This is a genomic window from Paenibacillus sp. FSL F4-0087 (genome assembly GCF_038020215.1).
Classification (GTDB): Bacteria; Bacillota; Bacilli; order Paenibacillales; family Paenibacillaceae; genus Paenibacillus; species Paenibacillus taichungensis.
Window position 1 is genome coordinate 5,215,850 of sequence record NZ_JBBODJ010000001.1, and the last position, 17,224, is coordinate 5,233,073.

The 17,224-nt window shown below is 46.4% G+C and carries 15 protein-coding genes; all 15 read left to right on the forward strand.

The features are described 5' to 3' along the window. The first annotated feature begins 39 nt into the window (after positions 1–39). Positions 40–1,338 carry a CCA tRNA nucleotidyltransferase gene (locus MHB84_RS24050; protein WP_256716796.1) on the forward strand — a complete coding sequence of 433 codons (1,299 nt, stop codon included), beginning with the start codon at positions 40–42 and terminating at the stop codon, positions 1,336–1,338. Next, on the forward strand, positions 1,325–2,302 hold the full coding sequence (locus MHB84_RS24055; protein WP_076288957.1) for a biotin--[acetyl-CoA-carboxylase] ligase: 978 nt from the start codon (positions 1,325–1,327) through the stop codon (positions 2,300–2,302). Before MHB84_RS24050 ends, MHB84_RS24055 begins: the two co-directional genes overlap by 14 nt. Positions 2,303–2,633: 331 nt before the next feature. After that, a complete protein-coding gene (panB, locus tag MHB84_RS24060) occupies positions 2,634–3,509 on the forward strand; it encodes a 3-methyl-2-oxobutanoate hydroxymethyltransferase (protein WP_076288958.1) in 876 nt (291 codons plus the stop codon). After that, positions 3,506–4,402, forward strand: coding sequence for a pantoate--beta-alanine ligase (panC, locus tag MHB84_RS24065; RefSeq protein ID WP_076288959.1), 897 nt, complete (start codon positions 3,506–3,508; stop codon positions 4,400–4,402). Before panB ends, panC begins: the two co-directional genes overlap by 4 nt. Continuing rightward, positions 4,395–4,778, forward strand: a complete 384-nt coding sequence (gene panD / locus MHB84_RS24070; RefSeq protein WP_024630626.1) for an aspartate 1-decarboxylase — start codon at positions 4,395–4,397, stop codon at positions 4,776–4,778. Before panC ends, panD begins: the two co-directional genes overlap by 8 nt. 117 nt (positions 4,779–4,895) lie before the next feature. Next, positions 4,896–5,519: a tetratricopeptide repeat protein gene (locus MHB84_RS24075; RefSeq protein ID WP_341143069.1), complete on the forward strand. Its 624-nt coding sequence runs from the start codon at positions 4,896–4,898 to the stop codon at positions 5,517–5,519. A gap of 141 nt (positions 5,520–5,660) precedes the next feature. After that, positions 5,661–8,522 (forward strand): ATP-dependent DNA helicase DinG, encoded by a 2,862-nt coding sequence (gene dinG / locus MHB84_RS24080; RefSeq protein ID WP_076288961.1) that lies wholly within the window; start codon positions 5,661–5,663, stop codon positions 8,520–8,522. Between the two features lie 242 nt (positions 8,523–8,764). After that, on the forward strand, positions 8,765–9,418 hold the full coding sequence (locus tag MHB84_RS24085) for a redox-sensing transcriptional repressor Rex (RefSeq protein WP_053780717.1): 654 nt from the start codon (positions 8,765–8,767) through the stop codon (positions 9,416–9,418). Beyond that, positions 9,405–10,709, forward strand: a complete 1,305-nt coding sequence (locus MHB84_RS24090) for an amidohydrolase (protein WP_076288962.1) — start codon at positions 9,405–9,407, stop codon at positions 10,707–10,709. The genes MHB84_RS24085 and MHB84_RS24090 overlap by 14 nt, the downstream gene beginning before the upstream one ends. Positions 10,710–10,750: 41 nt before the next feature. After that, positions 10,751–11,281 (forward strand): cell wall elongation regulator TseB-like domain-containing protein, encoded by a 531-nt coding sequence (locus MHB84_RS24095; RefSeq protein WP_076288963.1) that lies wholly within the window; start codon positions 10,751–10,753, stop codon positions 11,279–11,281. Positions 11,282–11,584: 303 nt separating this feature from the next. Continuing rightward, a complete protein-coding gene (locus tag MHB84_RS24100) occupies positions 11,585–12,112 on the forward strand; it encodes a hypothetical protein (RefSeq protein ID WP_063566800.1) in 528 nt (175 codons plus the stop codon). After that, positions 12,105–13,607: an AAA family ATPase gene (locus tag MHB84_RS24105; protein WP_076288964.1), complete on the forward strand. Its 1,503-nt coding sequence runs from the start codon at positions 12,105–12,107 to the stop codon at positions 13,605–13,607. Before MHB84_RS24100 ends, MHB84_RS24105 begins: the two co-directional genes overlap by 8 nt. Before the next feature lie 133 nt (positions 13,608–13,740). Beyond that, positions 13,741–14,613 (forward strand): 3-hydroxyacyl-CoA dehydrogenase family protein, encoded by an 873-nt coding sequence (locus MHB84_RS24110; RefSeq protein ID WP_063566802.1) that lies wholly within the window; start codon positions 13,741–13,743, stop codon positions 14,611–14,613. Further along, a complete protein-coding gene (locus MHB84_RS24115) occupies positions 14,610–15,815 on the forward strand; it encodes an acetate/propionate family kinase (protein WP_076288965.1) in 1,206 nt (401 codons plus the stop codon). Before MHB84_RS24110 ends, MHB84_RS24115 begins: the two co-directional genes overlap by 4 nt. A 102-nt stretch (positions 15,816–15,917) precedes the next feature. Continuing rightward, complete coding sequence (gene asnS, locus MHB84_RS24120; protein WP_076288966.1) at positions 15,918–17,213, forward strand: asparagine--tRNA ligase; 1,296 nt, start codon at positions 15,918–15,920, stop codon at positions 17,211–17,213. Positions 17,214–17,224 lie beyond the last annotated feature (11 nt).

Below are 17,224 nucleotides of genomic sequence, written 5' to 3' on the forward strand. Positions count from 1 at the left end.
AGCCACACCAAGCAACACGTAGTTATGGGGTGAGAGTAAGTGGTTCAATGGACACAGGTAGATCATGAAATGGCAAGACAAAGTGAACAGGTGCTGCGAACATTAAATGAAAAAGGATACGAAGCTTATTGGGTCGGTGGTTGTGTGCGTGATGAACTGCTGGAACGTAGCGTGGATGATATGGATATCACCACGTCCGCTTCTCCTGAGCAAGTCATGGAACTGTTTGCGGATTGCATTCCTACGGGCCTCCAGCATGGAACGGTTACTGTACGTTCAGGAGGTTTTTACTTTGAAGTTACAACGTTCCGCACTGAATCTGAATATAAGGATAATCGAAGACCCGCTGCCGTTCAATTTGTGCAGGATGTCAAAGAAGATTTGCAGCGGCGTGACTTTACTATGAATGCTCTCGCTATGGATCAAGACGGAAATATCGTTGATCCTTTCGGTGGACAATCGGATATCCAGGATGGACGGGTCAGATGTGTAGGATCGGCGACAGAACGGTTTGGTGAAGATGCGCTGCGGATGCTTCGCTGTGTTCGTTTTGCTTCGGTATTTGATTTCAAAATTGCCTACAACACCTGGAAAGGGCTTGTTCATCAAAAGGATCTGCTCCAACATATCGCCATGGAGAGAGTACGTACCGAAATGGTGAAAATGATGGCAGGCCCCCATCCGCTGCGCGGTCTGGAATTGCTGTTTCGCAGTCAGGCACTGGAGCATGTGAAGGCACCAATCCACAGGGAACGATTTAATAAAGCCCTCATGTCTAATATGGAACAATTAATGGAAGAGAACGTTTTGTTGCGCTGGTCCATGATACTGATTGCAGGCCATTATACCAAGGATGAAGCAGATGCTTTGCTTCGAAAATGGACGTTTTCTAATGAAGATCGTTCCCGCATTAATGGAGTTCTGCAGGTCGAAGAGTTGATCCAGAAAGTCATACAGGAGCAAAAGGATGAAGAGACACTGCGATCAGAATGGATCGTAACTGTGCTGTCTTGCGGACGTCAGGCAGTAGAGGACTGGCTCATTATTCAACCACTGCTTCCATCAGGTTGGCGAGATCAAGAGGTCCTACACGAAGAGCAGATCGTGGTAATACAATCCCACGGCGCTGCATGGAGCCAATCCATGAAGGTGCACGAACTGAAAGATTTGCAAATTACAGGTGAGAACATCCTACAGCTGCTTGGACGTAAGGGTGGACCATGGCTTGGACAACTGATGAAACATCTCTTAAGAGAGACTGCGATCGGAAATATAGCGAATCAGCATGACATGCTGACCAACGAAGTAAAGCGGGTGGCTGCAGATGACAAAGCATGAGGAACTGTTACATATGTTACTAAATGCAGAAGGAGAGTTTGTGTCTGGTGAAGAGATCAGTCGCAACCTTTCCATTAGCCGAACGGCCGTGTGGAAGCACGTAAACAAACTGCGTGACATGGGTTATGAGTTTGAAGCCGTATCTCGCAAAGGGTATCGCTTGGTCACGAAACCGGACAGTATCGATGCCACAGCGCTTCAACTGGCACTGGAAACGACAGTGTTTGGTCGGAAGGCAATCATTCTGAATTCCACATTGTCCACCCAAGGTGATGTTCAGCACATGGCTGAACAGGGGCAGGGTGAAGGGACAGTGGTGCTGGCAGAAGAACAGACGGGTGGACGAGGCCGCTTTGGACGTAAATGGTTCTCACCACCGGGAAGAGGCATCTGGATGAGTGTTCTAATGCGTCCGGAGCTTGCACTGCAAAATACACCACAGCTTACATTATTAACGGGTGTGGCGGTGTGTCGTGCGATTAGATCGTATACAGGCGCTGATGCCGGTATCAAATGGCCTAATGATCTTTTAATTGATGGTCGCAAGGTATGCGGGATTCTGCTTGAATCAACCGTTGAAGACCACGAATTACGGTACTGTATCGCAGGCATAGGCGTAGATGTGAACTTCGATCCCAAGGATTATCCCGAGGATCTGATATCAATTGCTACTTCACTTAAGATGGAGACCGGACAAACGATAGACCGAACCAAACTTGCAGCGGCCATTCTCTCGGAGTTGGAGCGTTTGTATTTTTTGTATCAAAAGGAAGGGTTCGGTGTGATCTCTTCGCTCTGGGAAGCTTTGTCCGTATCCATGAACCGTGAAATTAAGGTGGCTAATCCGCAGGGTATCATCGAAGGTACAGCCATAGGGCTTGATCCTTCTGGTGCATTGATTTTGGAGAAGAAAAACGGTGAGCGTGTATCGGTATACTCCGGTGAAGTTTCATTGATAAATTAAACAATTTGTCGAATTTACACCGTTAAAATGAACATAAGACGTGAACTTTGGGCAGAACTTTGGTATACTGTGTTCGTGAGGCGATATCGGCTAATGCAGACCGAATTGCACTCCGGCAATAGTATGCTTTGTTCTGCTTTTAAAATGTTACAGTGACAAGGCAGGAATAGTAGTAAAGTGAGTTGTTGGATTCTGCTCTGAGCCGAAGAGGACCGAGACAGAAGGGACGATCGCAAGTGACTCTTTTTTGACTTTTCGGGACTTTTTAGTGGAAACTAAAAGGTTTTTTTGTTGCGTTTAAATTGAAAAGATGAGAGGAGCCATGACGAAAATGGCAAACAAACATGCATTGAATATTGTGAAAATGAAAAAATATAAGCAGGACGGCGTGCCGCTTAGCATGATTACAGCTTACGATTATCCGACAGCCCAATTGGCCGAGGAAGCGGGTATCGATCTCATTCTGGTTGGTGATTCACTGGGAAACGTGGTATTGGGTTTTAACTCGACCTTGCCTGTTACGATCGACGATATGGTGTACCATACACGCTCTGTAGTACGTGGAGCGGGAAATACGTTTATCGTGGCTGATATGCCCTTCATGACGTATCATGGCAGCTTGGACGAGACGCTCAAAGGGGTTCGTCGCCTGATGCAGGAAGGTCATGCACAAGCGGTCAAGATGGAGGGCGGTCTCGAAATTGCAGATACGGTAAAAGCGGTTGTGCAAGCCGGTGTACCTGTACTTGGACATATCGGGCTTACCCCACAATCCGTGAATCAAATTGGCGGTTATCGTATTCAGGGCAAGGATGCTGCTGATGCCAAACGGCTGATGGACGAAGCCAAGGCGCTTGAAGCTGCGGGAGCCTTCGGCATTGTACTCGAACTGGTTACGGAAGAAGTGGCAAGAGCGATCTCGGAAGAACTTTCTATTCCCACAATTGGTATTGGCGCAGGTAGAGGGTGTGATGGTCAGGTACTGGTATTCCATGATGTGGTTCAGTATGCTTCCCCATACACGCCAAAACGCTTTGTTAAATCGTATGGAGACGTAGGTACATTGATTCGCAATAGCATTGAGTCCTATGTGAAAGAAGTCAAGGATCGCTCATTCCCGGCAGAAGAACATGTATTTACCGCCGCTGACGGCGTTCTGGATCAACTATACGGACATCGTAAAGAAAAGGTGGAGACAAACGCATGAAAGTGATACGGACAATCGCAGAATTAAGACAAGAACTGAGCTTGAAACGTCAGTCGATTCAGTCCAGAGAGTCCATTGTAGGACTCGTGCCTACGATGGGATTTCTTCATGAAGGCCATGCAAGTTTGATGCAAGCGGCTAAAGAACAGAGTGATATCGTGGTTTTGAGCATATTTGTAAATCCAATTCAATTTGGTCCGAATGAAGACTTTGACAGTTACCCAAGGGACGAAGCCAGAGATGTGGAAACTGCACGAGCAAAAGGGGTAGATATCGTATTTATTCCCTCTGTTGAAGAGATGTATCCACAGCCTACACAAACGACTGTATCGGTTTCTCGTCTAACGGATCGCTTATGCGGTGCATCACGTCCAGGGCATTTTGACGGAGTGACTACAGTCGTGTCGAAGCTTTTTAACATTGTACAACCACAGCGTGCATTTTTTGGCATGAAGGACGCACAGCAGGTAGCTGTGATCCAGCAGATGGTTAACGATTTGAACATGGCAGTTGAGATTGTGCCTTGTCCTATCGTTCGTGAGAGTGATGGCTTGGCGCTTAGTTCGCGCAACGTGTACCTCAGCTCAGAACAGCGTCAGGAAGCTCTTGTACTGTCCAAGGCACTACGAGAGGCACAGGAAGCTGTAGATGCAGGGACGGCGATGACAGCAGCGGATATCCGCAGTATATTGCGTCAGAACATTGAACGTTCACCAATGGCTGTGATTGATTATGCTGAAATTCAGGCTTTTCCAAGCCTGGAGCCACTTGCTGATCAGGAAAAAGTTCATGGTCGTGACGATCTGTTGATCGCACTTGCAGTAAAATTCGGCAAAACAAGATTGATTGACAATATAAGGCTGCAAAAATCGGAGGTACTGTCCCATGTTTAGAACACTAATGAAATCCAAAATTCACCGGGCAACCGTTACGGAAGCAAACCTGAACTATGTGGGTAGCATTACCATAGATGAAGATCTAATGGAAACTTCCGATCTAATGGAAAATGAGAAAGTGCAAATTGTGAATAATAACAATGGTGCACGTCTGGAAACCTATGTCATTCCAGGTCCGCGTGGAAGTGGAGTGATCTGCTTGAACGGAGCAGCAGCTCGTCTGGTACAGCCTGGGGATACCGTGATAATCATTTCATATGCAATGATGTCTCAAGAAGAGGCAAATAATCACAAGCCTACCGTTGTATTTGTGGATGGACAGAATAAACCTGTGCAAACGATGAAGCACGAAGTTCATGCGACGATTATGTAATCGACTGGTAAGGGGAATGAAATCGACCCATTCTACAAAAAATGAGTACAGGTCACTGCACTAATCCATTTTTTCAAGGGTGGGGATGCATCGATGTTCCAGCATGTTTTCGCAGAAATGAACGACATGTTAGATGAAATTATCAAGCGCTACCCTTCTGCTGAAGGCCTAAGCAAACAAGAATTGCTGCAAAAGTGGAATTTGCTGAAGCGGATGAGTGACGGGATGATTGATGAGTGGCTGATGTTTGAAGAAAAAATGAGCCAGGTGAGGGAAAGGGAACTGGATAAGCCTGCTTCCCTCGAACCTGAACAGGAAGCTGTTACCGCACTGCCAGAACTGCATCTGGAGTGTTTCAGTCGCGGTCAGGGATATTTCAAACTGCAAATGTACCCGCAGGCGATTATGCAATTTTCTAGGGTTGTGACCGACTATCCGGAAAGTGCATTGACTCGTTTTTACCTGGCTCTTGCTTATCTCAACCTGGAACAAACCGAGGAAGCCGGAATACACTTGCAGCGGATCATGCATCTGAACGGTTCGCCGAGATTGAAGGGGCTAGTATGTAACGTCCTGGGCTGTATCGAGGCCAAGCTCGCGAATCCTGAAGGTGCATGTTCATTATTTGCGCAGGCGCTTCAGTATGACCCATCGTTGACCGAACCGCTGTATAACATGGAAGCATGTCGATTAAACAGCGGAAAACTGCAATATGCAAATCAGCTGACTGCCTTAAATTAAGGCCAATTCGGCGGCATAAAGACGGTGTTCCCTCCTCTGGCATAGCGGCGGGGACACCGCTTTTTTGTCAGTTAATTTTCAAATGCCCTTTTTTTTGCTATGCTGTAACATAGACTGGAATGGAAGGGACCGTACATTGCAATGAAATTTGCCGTATTGGATTTCGAAACAACCGGCACGCAGTCCGACGGTGAGATAATACAGGCCGGACTTGCCATCATAGATCATGACTACAGCATAACTCAAATATATAGTTCTTATGTGAACCCAGGTGTACCGATTCCTCCGTTTATTACGGGGTTAACCGGTATTACTGATGAAGATGTGGCGAATGCTCCCTCATTGGAAGAGATGATGATGGAGATGGTTCCGCTGCTTGACGATGTTGTTCTTGTTGGACACAACGTTGCTTTTGATTTTCATTTTCTTCAAAATGCACTCGATCGATGCGGTTATCTGCCATTTACCGGACGGATTCTGGATACGATTGATTTCCTGAAGATCACTTTTCCGTCACTGGGGTCTTATCAACTCGGTTATGTGTCTTCGGAATTCGGATTTCAGCATGACCGCCCTCATCAGGCAGACAGTGATGCTCTCGCAACAGCTTTTGTATTACTGAAGTGCCTCGATGAGCTGCGTGCACTGCCTCTGATCACGATTCAGCGCCTCAGTGACCTGTTTGCGCCGGAAGACAGTGACTTGGGTTGGTTCTTTGATGGAATGCGTACTGAGAAGGAAGCAGAGCCGATTCAGGATCTGGATGGTCATACGTATTACCGCCAGCTCGCCCTGAACGTGAGTGACTGGACCGATATAGGCTCACCACGCGATGAGCGAGAAGGTAATCCGCTGGAAGGCGTAAGTTTTGAGCAGTTCATGGATCAGGTTAGAGATAACCTGAAGGAGACGCTGGACCATTATGAGGAGCGTGAGGCGCAAACTCAGATGTTCAGCAGTGTACGACAAGCTTTGGATGAAGAGAAACATCTCTTGATTGAAGCTGGAACAGGTACAGGTAAATCACTTGGGTATTTGCTGCCTGCCATCTATGAAAGTGTGAAACAGGAACAGAAAGTCATGGTCAGCACACATACCATCAACCTGCAGGAGCAATTGAGAGAGCGGGATATTCCTATGCTGACCCAGGTAGTTCCGTTCCCGTTCAAGGCAGCAGTGTTCAAAGGACGTGGGCACTATCTGTGTCTGCGTAAGTTTGAGCACAAAATCAATAAACGTGAATTCGCTACACCGAAAGAGGATTATTTTACAGCGGCTCAGATGATTGTCTGGCTTACTCAGACGGAGACTGGAGACGACGAGGAGCTTAATCTAAGCGGGCGCGGAGGAGACTTCTGGGAGACAGTACAGAGTGAGTCTGAGTCTTGTCTTGGACGTTCCTGTCCTTGGTTCCGCAAATGTTTCTATCACCGGGCCAAACATGAAGCCGGGCTGTCTGATATCGTCATTACCAATCACTCGAAATTATTTACGGATGTCAAAGCAGCACATCAGCTACTGCCGGCCTACGAAAGTCTCGTCATCGATGAAGCACATCATTTGGAGGACGTAGCAGGTAAGCATCTGGGTCTTCATATGAAATATTTCACGTTGGTTCATACTCTGACCCGACTGTTTAAAGATAGCCGTAATGGCCAACTGCCGATGCTTCGTTCTCAATTATCGGGTCACGAAAATTCGGTACAGTGGGGCTCCATGATTGATCAGATGTTCCCGCTTGCGGTCGAAGTCAAAGAGATGTGGGATCGACTAAGTGATACATTGTTTGGCCTGCTGCCTGAACGCAGCGATGCTTCTCCAGGCGAGACAGGACAATTCTCTCTTAGACTGAAGCCTTCACAAAAACCAGCTAAATGGCAGGAATTGCAGGATGCTGAAAACCAAATCTATGTCACTCTAGGTGATTTGATTCGTAAAGGTGACAAGCTGCTGCTTGAAGTGAAAGAAGATCAGGATGATTATCAGTCCGATAGTCTGATTACGGATATCTCAGGTCTGCTCAAGGACTTGGCAACGATTAAGGATAATCTGCGTTTCTTCATGCGGATGGATGATGCCAACACCGTGTACTGGATGGAGGCCAGCGGCCAGTTCCGCAGTAAATCACTTCAGCTCTATGCTGTTCCTGTCGATGTCAGTGCACAATTGAAGGATATGTTCTTTGATAAAAAGAAAAGCGTTGTGCTTACATCGGCTACGCTCTCCGTTGACAAGTCATTTCAATTCATGATCGAACAGCTGGGTTTGCAGGAAGCTGCCGAGAATAACCGTTTGTTAACGTCCATGTTGCCGTCACCGTTCAATTATCGAGAACAGGCGCTGCTCGTCATTCCGCGTGATTTCCCAAGCGTGAAGGGCAGTGTAGGCGATGCCCACTTTGTGGATATGCTCGTGCACTCCCTCGCGGAAACGGCTATTGCCACTCGTGGACGTATGATGGTGTTGTTCACCTCCTATCGCATGCTGCGCCAGGTCTATGACCCACTTAAGGAGGCCTTGTCAGGCAATGATATCTCTTTGCTTGGGCAAGGGGTGGACAGTGGCAGCCGTTCCAAGCTTACACGCCGCTTCCAAGATGCGAAAGCAACGGTGCTTCTTGGCACAAGCAGCTTCTGGGAAGGGGTGGACATTCCAGGAGAGGCTCTGACTTGTCTCGCGATTGTCAGACTGCCGTTCCAGCCACCGAATCATCCATTAGTCGAAGCGAAGAGCGAGCTTTTGCAGCAGCAGAAGAAAAACCCGTTTATGAAGCTGTCCGTGCCACAAGCCGTCATCCGTTTCAAACAGGGATTTGGCAGACTGGTTCGTACAGGCAAAGACAGAGGCATTGTAATTGTATACGATACACGCGTTATTGAAGCGTATTATGGCAAGTACTTTTTATATTCATTACCTGGTCCTAAAATGGAGCACATGCTCACCGAGCAGATGGTTCCTCGTATTTCGGAATGGCTCGAGAGACCGACCGAAGAGCAACAATAACAGATACGCTCTGTAGCTTCCATTATTGCAAGACGCCAGTGGTTGGCGGTAAAATTAAGTAATATGATTTTTGTTTCGTGGATATGCGAGTAAAGCAATTAAAGGAATAAAAGCAATAAAAGCAATTATCCATTATATAACAACGAGCATCCTGTTTAACTCAGTAATCTTTTTGCTCGTTTTAGACAGGGTGCTCAGCTTTTTCATCTATCTATCGTGGCCTTTGTAAGGGGGAGCAATGAATGAAATCAGATAAAATTTCGGAAGCCGTGGTGCGTAGATTGCCTGTTTACTTGCGTTATTTGAATGAACTGCATCAGCGCGAAGTCAATACGGTCTCTTCACAAGAACTGGGACTGAGGCTGGATTTGAATCCTGCCCAGATTCGTAAAGACCTGGCTTACTTCGGTGACTTTGGTCGTAAAGGGATCGGGTATGACGTTTCATATCTCATTGAGAAAATCCGCCATATTTTAAAAATAGACCAGCAGATCAATGTAGCTCTTGTCGGAGCAGGTAATTTGGGACATGCCTTGTCTAATTACAATGCCTATCTCAAAGACAACATGAAGATCGTCGCTGTATTTGATGCCTACGGTCCGAAGATTGGGAGTCAAATCAATAGTTTGACGGTGCAACCAATGAATGAATTAACGGATTCGGTCAAAAAAGACAACATTCGTATAGGTATTATCACGGTTCCCGATACGGAAGCCCAAAATGTTGCAGATCAACTGATTGAGTCAGGAATTGAAGCGATTCTGAATTTTGCACCAACGATTCTGAAGACTCCGCCGCATATTCGTATTCATCATGCCGATTTTACGACGGATTTGCTTAGTCTGGCTTATTACTTGGAGAATGGAAAGGACGACGAGGAAGATGACGACAAATAGATGGGTAATTCACAACGGCAAATTTGCCGTGTGTGAGGGTACGAATTGGAAAGTGGTTCAAGGTTTTATGGTTGTTGAGAATGACAAGATTGTGCATATTGGTGAGACATTGCCGGAAGGAGACGAAAGTCTGACAAAGGTGGACGGGAAAGGACTGTTCTTCTTGCCGGGTCTGATCAATACGCATGGTCACGCGGCCATGTCGCTTCTGAGAGGCCATGGAGACGATCTGGCGTTACAAGTATGGTTGCAGGAGAAAATGTGGCCAATGGAAGCCAAAATGACGTCTGAAGACGTATATTGGGGCACATCACTATCTGTTCTTGAAATGTTGAAAGGCGGAACAACAGCTTTCCTGGATATGTATGATCATATGGATCAGGTGGCGAAAGTGGTGGAACAATCCGGCGTTCGGGCTGCTCTGGCACGTGGGGTAATCGGACTTTGCTCAGAAGAAGAACAACTGCGCAAGCTCGAAGAGTCCGCAGCATTTGCCCGTCAATGGAATGGACAAGCAGACGGAAGAATTACAACTGTAATCTCTCCACATGCCCCTTACACTTGCCCTCCGGATTACATAGAGAAGCTGGTACAGGTTGCTCATGACCTGAATCTGCCTTTGCATACGCATATGTCTGAAACGCTTCGTGAAGTGGAACAGAACGTGGCTGATTACGGACTTCGTCCGGTTGCACATCTGGAGAAACTAGGATTTTTCTCCCGTCCATCACTGGTTGCACATGCGGTACATCTGAATGATGAAGAGATCGAGATTCTCGCAAAGCATGATGTAGCAGTTTCCCACAATCCAGGTAGTAACCTGAAATTGGCTTCGGGTGTTGCACGAGTACCTGATCTGTTGAAAGCAGGCGTGACTGTGTCCCTGGGAACAGACGGACCAGCAAGTAACAATAACCTGGATATGTTCGAAGAGATGAGATTGGCTGCGTTGATTCATAAAGGTGTATCTGGTGACCCTACTGCAGTGCCGGCAGGGGAAGCGCTTCTGCTTGGAACTTCATATGGTGCCAAATCCATATTCCTGAATAATACAGGCGCTCTGCAAGTTGGCATGAAGGCTGACTTCTTCGCGTTGAACATCGAACAAGCCCATTTCTATCCGCATACGGATCTGATTTCCCATACAGTCTACTCGGCATCGGCCAAAGATGTGGAGCATGTGTGGGTGGATGGTAAACAAGTGGTTAAACATGGCGAATGTCTTACGATGGATGAAGAGCGCATTCTGCGTGAGTCTCAGCTGGCATTTGACAGTTTGCTTGCCCGATAATTACAAGGACAGCATCGTCATAGGGAAAGGAAGTTCGGCTTTTGAAGAAAAAAAAGAAGTGGATATGGATTTCGCTGCTGCTCCTGGTTCTGATTCTGTTTGGACTTCAGCGTTATTATGTCTATGTTACCCAGGATCAGCGCAAGGAAGAGGCGTTGGCCATACAGGCGGCCCAGGAACAGCTGGGGATTACGTCCCACGAAGAGCTGCGTAAGTATGTTTGGGGACAGAAAGACGGCGGAGACAACATATACTGGACCCTGATCGGCAAAAATAAGGATAACCAGGATGTCATGGTGTGGGTGAAGTTTGATGAGAATAACAAACCGGTGACGGGAACGAATGCGGTACACGGGGAACTGTTAAAGAACGGCATGAATGAGGCTCAGATTCGAAATCGGTTCAGCTCTGAAGTTCCGGGCGGGGAGATCAAACGAATCATGCCAGGCGTTGTGAATGGAATCTATGTATGGCAAGTGTATTACAACGATGATACGCACAACTATTATCGGTTTTACCGCTTCAGCAACGGGGAACAGGTGGACCTGGTCTATACGATACCGAACAGCTAGAATTAGCAGACGTACTAACGTCTGAAGAGAATACATTAAAGAACCGGCAGACGGAAACCCGACTGGTCCGGTTCTTTGGCGTACTTTGTTGATCATTTTGGATTTGAATAGTTAAAATTAATAATTTATTCATATTTTCGCCTTAGATATTGTATATACGATGTGATATACTCAAATATGTATTCAAGGATACATCATACACAAATAAATCCTGTTAGGCACATCACAGGACATTACGTACACATATTTATATTCTTGCCTACAAGTTATAGGATGGGCCAAAATTTAGGAGGGGTAACTCACTTGAAAATAAAAGTATTGCCTATTGCTCTGACTGCCGTCATTTCAGCCGTTGTGTTGTTTGGAGGTTGGTTTGTGTATCGTCATGTGGCTGTGCAAAGCCCAATTGAAAAGATGGTTACCCAGTACGATGGAGTTAATGATGTTCAATTAACTATTAACCGCAATGATGTACAGTTGAAACTCGATCTGCAGCCGGATGTTGATCTGGGCAGGTTGGTACAATATATTCACAAAGAAGGACAGACCTTGATTGGCACTCGTTCGTTGAAGTTGGATGTCGTGGATCATTCCAACGAAGCGCTGGAGAGCTGGTGGGGAAGCGCGATGTTTACCGTAGCTCAAGCGATGGAAAACAAGCAATACACCGAGATTACACCGACCTTGTCTAAAATGGCTACAAATGGGATCAAGGTAAATACAGCCATGGATGACAATAATGTATATGTCAGTCTCAGAGATGGAGATGCCAGCAAGTTTATCATTCTGCCGCGTGTGCCCGGTCAGATAGGAGTGTGGCCTAATGCCTAAATGGACGAAAGAAATTGCCATTGGATTTGTACCCGTATTAATTATCTTTCTTGCTTTTATCGGTGTAAACATGATTCCCATTCTGATCGCTGCAATGCTTGTGGGTGCTCTGCTGCTTATGATGCAAATGCGTGGCGGAATTACGGTGGGCGCAGGTCAGGAACGTAAACGCAAGAAAAAAGGACCATCCAAGCTGACTTTTGAAGAAATCGGGGGTCAAGAGAGTGCCAAGCAGGAACTGCGGGAAGCGCTTGATTTTCTCATTCGACATGAAGAAATTCAGAAGTTTGGTATTCGTCCTTTGAAAGGTATCCTGCTTACTGGCCCTCCAGGAACAGGTAAAACCTTGATGGCCAAAGCTGCTGCTCATTATACCGATTCTGTTTTTGTTGCTGCTTCAGGCAGTGAGTTTGTTGAGATGTATGTTGGTGTAGGTGCAGGCAGAATACGGGATTTATTCCGTGATGCAAGAACACGTGCTGCTAAAGAAAATAAGGAAAATGCCATTATATTTATCGATGAAATTGATGTGATCGGTGGAAAACGGGAAGGCGGACAACAGCGTGAATATGATCAGACGCTGAATCAGCTGTTGACGGAGATGGATGGCATATACTCTTCCGACACACCGCGCATCCTTGTGATCGCCGCTACGAACCGAAAAGAGATGCTGGACAGCGCGTTGACACGTCCAGGACGCTTTGACCGTCATATACAGGTAGACTTGCCGGATAAGAAAGGCAGAAAACACATACTGGAGCTGCATGCAGTCAATAAACCTCTTTTGGAAGGGGTAAGTCTTGAGAAGACAGCAGAAGAATCCTATGGTTTCTCTGGAGCACAGCTGGAAAGCGTGATGAATGAAGCTGCAATTTACGCTATGAGGGACGGGCTACCCAACATTGAACAGCGTCATCTGTCCCTTGCGATTGATAAAGTAATGATGGGTGAGAAGACAGACCGCGAATCCAGCGTAGAAGAGAAGAAAAGAGTGGCTATTCATGAATTGGGACATGCCATCATGGCTGAACTGGTTCGTCCTGGCAGTGTGAGTCAGGTTGCACTCAGCCCTCGTGGACAGGCCCTGGGATATGTACGTCATAACCCGCAACAAGAGCAATTTCTGTACACGAAGCGCTTCCTTGAAGAGCAAATCATGATTGCCCTCGGAGGTGCAGCAGCGGAGGAAATGTATTATGGTGGACGCAGTACTGGATCACGCAATGACTTTGAACAAGCAACGAATGTGGTACAGACGATGATGGCTTCCGGGCTCACAACGTTGGGTATTGTTAACATGGATATGGTCACAACGGAAGAGCTCATGCGGGAGAACAAATTGATCCTGCAAGACCTGATGGAACAGACCAAACGATTGCTTGAAGAACAGCGGACAATTTTCGACAATTCCCTCGATACGTTGCTCAGGGAAGAAGTATTGTCTGGCGATCAATTTCGTTGTCAATTTCGTGACAGCGCCCTTCTACCGGCATAATTTATTTATGTCGGTTATTTTTTTTTACATTTCAGTCGTGCTAAGATATTATTATATGTTGGGTCGAAATTTGTAATTTTCGGCGAACAGGGTACAATAGAGAAATAGAGAACCGAAAGGATGGAGCAGAACCATGTTTTTCAAAAAGATAGGAGTTGTCGGCGGCGGCACGATGGGGCAAGGTATTTCCCAGATGCTTGCAGCCAAAGGACTTGATGTGCTTCTGGTGGAACACACAACGGAGAAGCTGGATCATGCATATAACATGATTGAGACTAACCTCGATAAACAACTGGAGAAATGGGCTATTACGAAGGCTGAGAAGAAATTGATTCTCTCCCGTATTACCAAAGTTGCTCATCTGGCTGAACTCGGAACTTGCGATATGGTCATTGAGACTATTTCTGAAGATCTGGAAGCGAAAAAAGCGGTATTCAGTCAACTTGACCAAGTTTGCCCAAGCAACGTAATTCTTGCAAGTAATACATCCACGCTGAGTTTGACTGAGCTTGCAAGCTCAACCAAATACCCAGAGCGTGTTATTGGTATGCACTTTATTCACCCGGTTTCCCGGGTTGATCTTGTAGAAATTATTCGTGGTCTGAAAACATCCGATTCCACTTTTGCAGAAACTAGACGTTTTGTAGAAGAAGTAGCGGACAAAAAAGGCGTTATGATCTATGAATCACCTGGATTTGTTACGTCCAGATTGATCTGTCTTTTGATCAACGAAGCGCTGCATGTACTGCAGGAAGGTGTCGCTTCCGCTGAAGATATTGATGACGCTATGCGTATCGGATACAATTTCCAGCACGGACCGCTTGAGATGGCAGACCGTTTCGGATTGGATTCTGTAGAAGCTGCACTCGAAAGAATGTTCCGTGAATTCGGTGAATTGAAATATCGTCCTTCCACAGTCCTGAAGAAAATGGTACGTGCAGGACACCTGGGTGTCAAAACAGGCGAAGGATTCTTCAAGTACGACAAGGATGGTGACCGGCTGTGAAAGTACTCGTAATTAATGCGGGGAGTTCCTCGCTCAAATATCAATTGTATAACATGACGGATGAATCCGTATTGGCAAAAGGTCTGGTAGAGCGGATCGGGATGGATTCTTCCATTCTGACTCATAAACCAACCGGCCGCGAGGATGTTACGGAAGTTAGCGAAATTCTAGAACATACTACAGCGATTCGTAAAGTTATTGACATCCTGACAGACAAAGAAAACGGTGTGCTTGGTTCCGTTGATGAAATTCAGGCTGTTGGACATCGTGTGGTTCACGGTGGTGAAGCATTTAAGGAATCAGCATTGGTTGATGATGCTTCCAAAGCAGAAATCCGCCGTCTGTTCGATCTGGCTCCACTGCATAACCCTGCAGCAATGATGGGGATTCGTGCGGCTGAATCCAATATGCCAGGGGTACCACAGGTAATGGTCTTTGATACGGCTTTCCATCAAACGATGCCTGAAAAAGCATATCTGTATGCCATTCCACGTGTGCTTTACAAAAAGTATAAAGTGCGTCGTTATGGAGCACATGGTACTTCCCATGATTACGTAAGCAAGGCAGCAGCTGAATATCTGGATCGTCCATTGGAAGATCTGAAGATCATCACATGCCATGTTGGTAATGGTGGTAGCGTAACGGCTGTACAAGGCGGCGTATCAGTGGACACGTCCATGGGTATGACTCCACTCGAAGGATTAATGATGGGAACACGTAGTGGTGACCTGGATCCGGCCATTGTACCTTATGTTATGAACAAGGAAGAACTGAGCGTGAGCGAAGTAAACTCCATGTTGAATAAGCATAGTGGACTTCTTGCAATCTCCGGTATTAGTAGCGACATGCGTGAAATCACGGAAGGTATGGAGGCTGGCGATGCTAACTCCACGCTTGCATTTGAGATGTACGAATATCGTTTGCGCAAATACATCGGTTCTTATGCAGCAGCAATGAACGGTGTAGACGTGATCGTATTTACGGCTGGTGTAGGTGAAAACTCCGTTGTTCTTCGCCAAAAAGTATGTGAGCAACTCACGTATCTGGGTGTTGAGCTGGATGAAGCGCTGAATGCAATTCGCTCTGGAGAACCACGTCGCATCACAACAGCGAATTCCAAAGTAGACGTTCTCGTAGTTCCTACGAACGAAGAATTGGTGATTGCAAGAGATACACACCGAATCGTATTGAATTCTCTGTAATCTAATTGTAAAGTGAATATAGCATGACAAGGAAGTGCAGGGGACAGGCATATGCCTGCCCGCTGCATTTTCAAATTCAGGATTCCAAGGAGAGATATGTGCATGAGTACGGATTGTGTAATTCGTAATGTGAGTGAGCATGTGGGCGAGACTGTTAAGATCGGCGCCTGGATTAACAACAAACGTTCCAGCGGCAAAATTCAATTTTTGCAACTGCGTGATGGAACCGGATATATTCAAGGGGTAGTGGTTAAGAGTGAAGTCAGCGAAGATATCTGGAATGCTGCAAAGAGCTTGACTCAAGAAAGTTCATTGTATGTAACAGGAATTATCCGTGAAGAACCACGTAGTGCATCCGGTTATGAGATGACGGTTACTGGTGTGGAAATTATCCATCTGACTGAAAACTATCCAATTACTCCAAAAGAGCATGGGGTAGACTTCCTGATGGATCATCGCCATCTGTGGCTGCGTTCGACAAAACAACGTGCGATTATGCTTATTCGTGCGGAGATCATCCGCGCTGTTCAGCAGTTCTTTGATGGTAACGGATTCACACAGGTTGATCCTCCGATTCTTACACCTTCATCTGCTGAAGGAACGACGAACTTGTTCCACATCAAATACTTTGATGAAGATGCCTATCTGACACAAAGTGGACAGTTGTATATGGAAGCTGCAGCAATGGCGCTGGGCAAAGTGTACTCCTTCGGTCCTACGTTCCGTGCCGAAAAATCCAAAACACGTCGTCACCTGATCGAGTTCTGGATGATTGAGCCGGAAATGGCTTTTGTGGATCATGAGGAAAGCCTGCGAGTGCAAGAGAAGTTTATTGCACACGTAGTTCAAACGGTTCTGAAAAACTGCCGTGCTGAACTGGAGTCCATTGGACGTGATGTATCCAAGCTTGAAAAAATTGTAGCTCCATTCCCGCGGATTACGTATGATGAAGCGATTGAATTCCTGAATGGACAAGGCTTCGATATTCCTTGGGGAGAAGACTTTGGTGCTCCACACGAAACGGCGATTGCCGAGAAATACGAAACACCGGTCTTTATTACCCATTATCCGGCTGGAATCAAGGCATTCTACATGAAACCTGATCCAAATCGTCCTGAAGTGGTCCTCTGTGCAGATATGATCGCACCCGAAGGATACGGAGAGATCATTGGCGGTTCCCAGCGTATTGATGATCCGGAACTGATGCAGCAGCGCTTTGATGAGCATCAATTGTCGGAAGAGGCATATCAGTGGTATCTGGACTTACGTAAATACGGATCGGTTCCTCACTCCGGCTTCGGTCTGGGATTGGAGCGGACGGTAGCATGGATCTGTGGATTGGATCACGTACGTGAAACAATTGCATTCCCACGTATGCTCTATCGTCTGTACCCTTAATGCTTAACCGC

What these genes read in the sequence shown, in the direction of transcription:
- MHB84_RS24055 (WP_076288957.1), top strand. Translation starts at nt 1,325, where the DNA reads ATGACAAAGCATGAGGAACTGTTACATATGTTACTAAATGCAGAAGGA.
- panB (WP_076288958.1), top strand. Translation starts at nt 2,634, where the DNA reads ATGGCAAACAAACATGCATTGAATATTGTGAAAATGAAAAAATATAAG.
- panC (WP_076288959.1), top strand. Translation starts at nt 3,506, where the DNA reads ATGAAAGTGATACGGACAATCGCAGAATTAAGACAAGAACTGAGCTTG.
- panD (WP_024630626.1), top strand. Translation starts at nt 4,395, where the DNA reads ATGTTTAGAACACTAATGAAATCCAAAATTCACCGGGCAACCGTTACG.
- MHB84_RS24075 (WP_341143069.1), top strand. Translation starts at nt 4,896, where the DNA reads ATGAACGACATGTTAGATGAAATTATCAAGCGCTACCCTTCTGCTGAA.
- dinG (WP_076288961.1), top strand. Translation starts at nt 5,661, where the DNA reads ATGAAATTTGCCGTATTGGATTTCGAAACAACCGGCACGCAGTCCGAC.
- MHB84_RS24085 (WP_053780717.1), top strand. Translation starts at nt 8,765, where the DNA reads ATGAAATCAGATAAAATTTCGGAAGCCGTGGTGCGTAGATTGCCTGTT.
- MHB84_RS24090 (WP_076288962.1), top strand. Translation starts at nt 9,405, where the DNA reads ATGACGACAAATAGATGGGTAATTCACAACGGCAAATTTGCCGTGTGT.
- MHB84_RS24105 (WP_076288964.1), top strand. Translation starts at nt 12,105, where the DNA reads ATGCCTAAATGGACGAAAGAAATTGCCATTGGATTTGTACCCGTATTA.
- MHB84_RS24110 (WP_063566802.1), top strand. Translation starts at nt 13,741, where the DNA reads ATGTTTTTCAAAAAGATAGGAGTTGTCGGCGGCGGCACGATGGGGCAA.
- asnS (WP_076288966.1), top strand. Translation starts at nt 15,918, where the DNA reads ATGAGTACGGATTGTGTAATTCGTAATGTGAGTGAGCATGTGGGCGAG.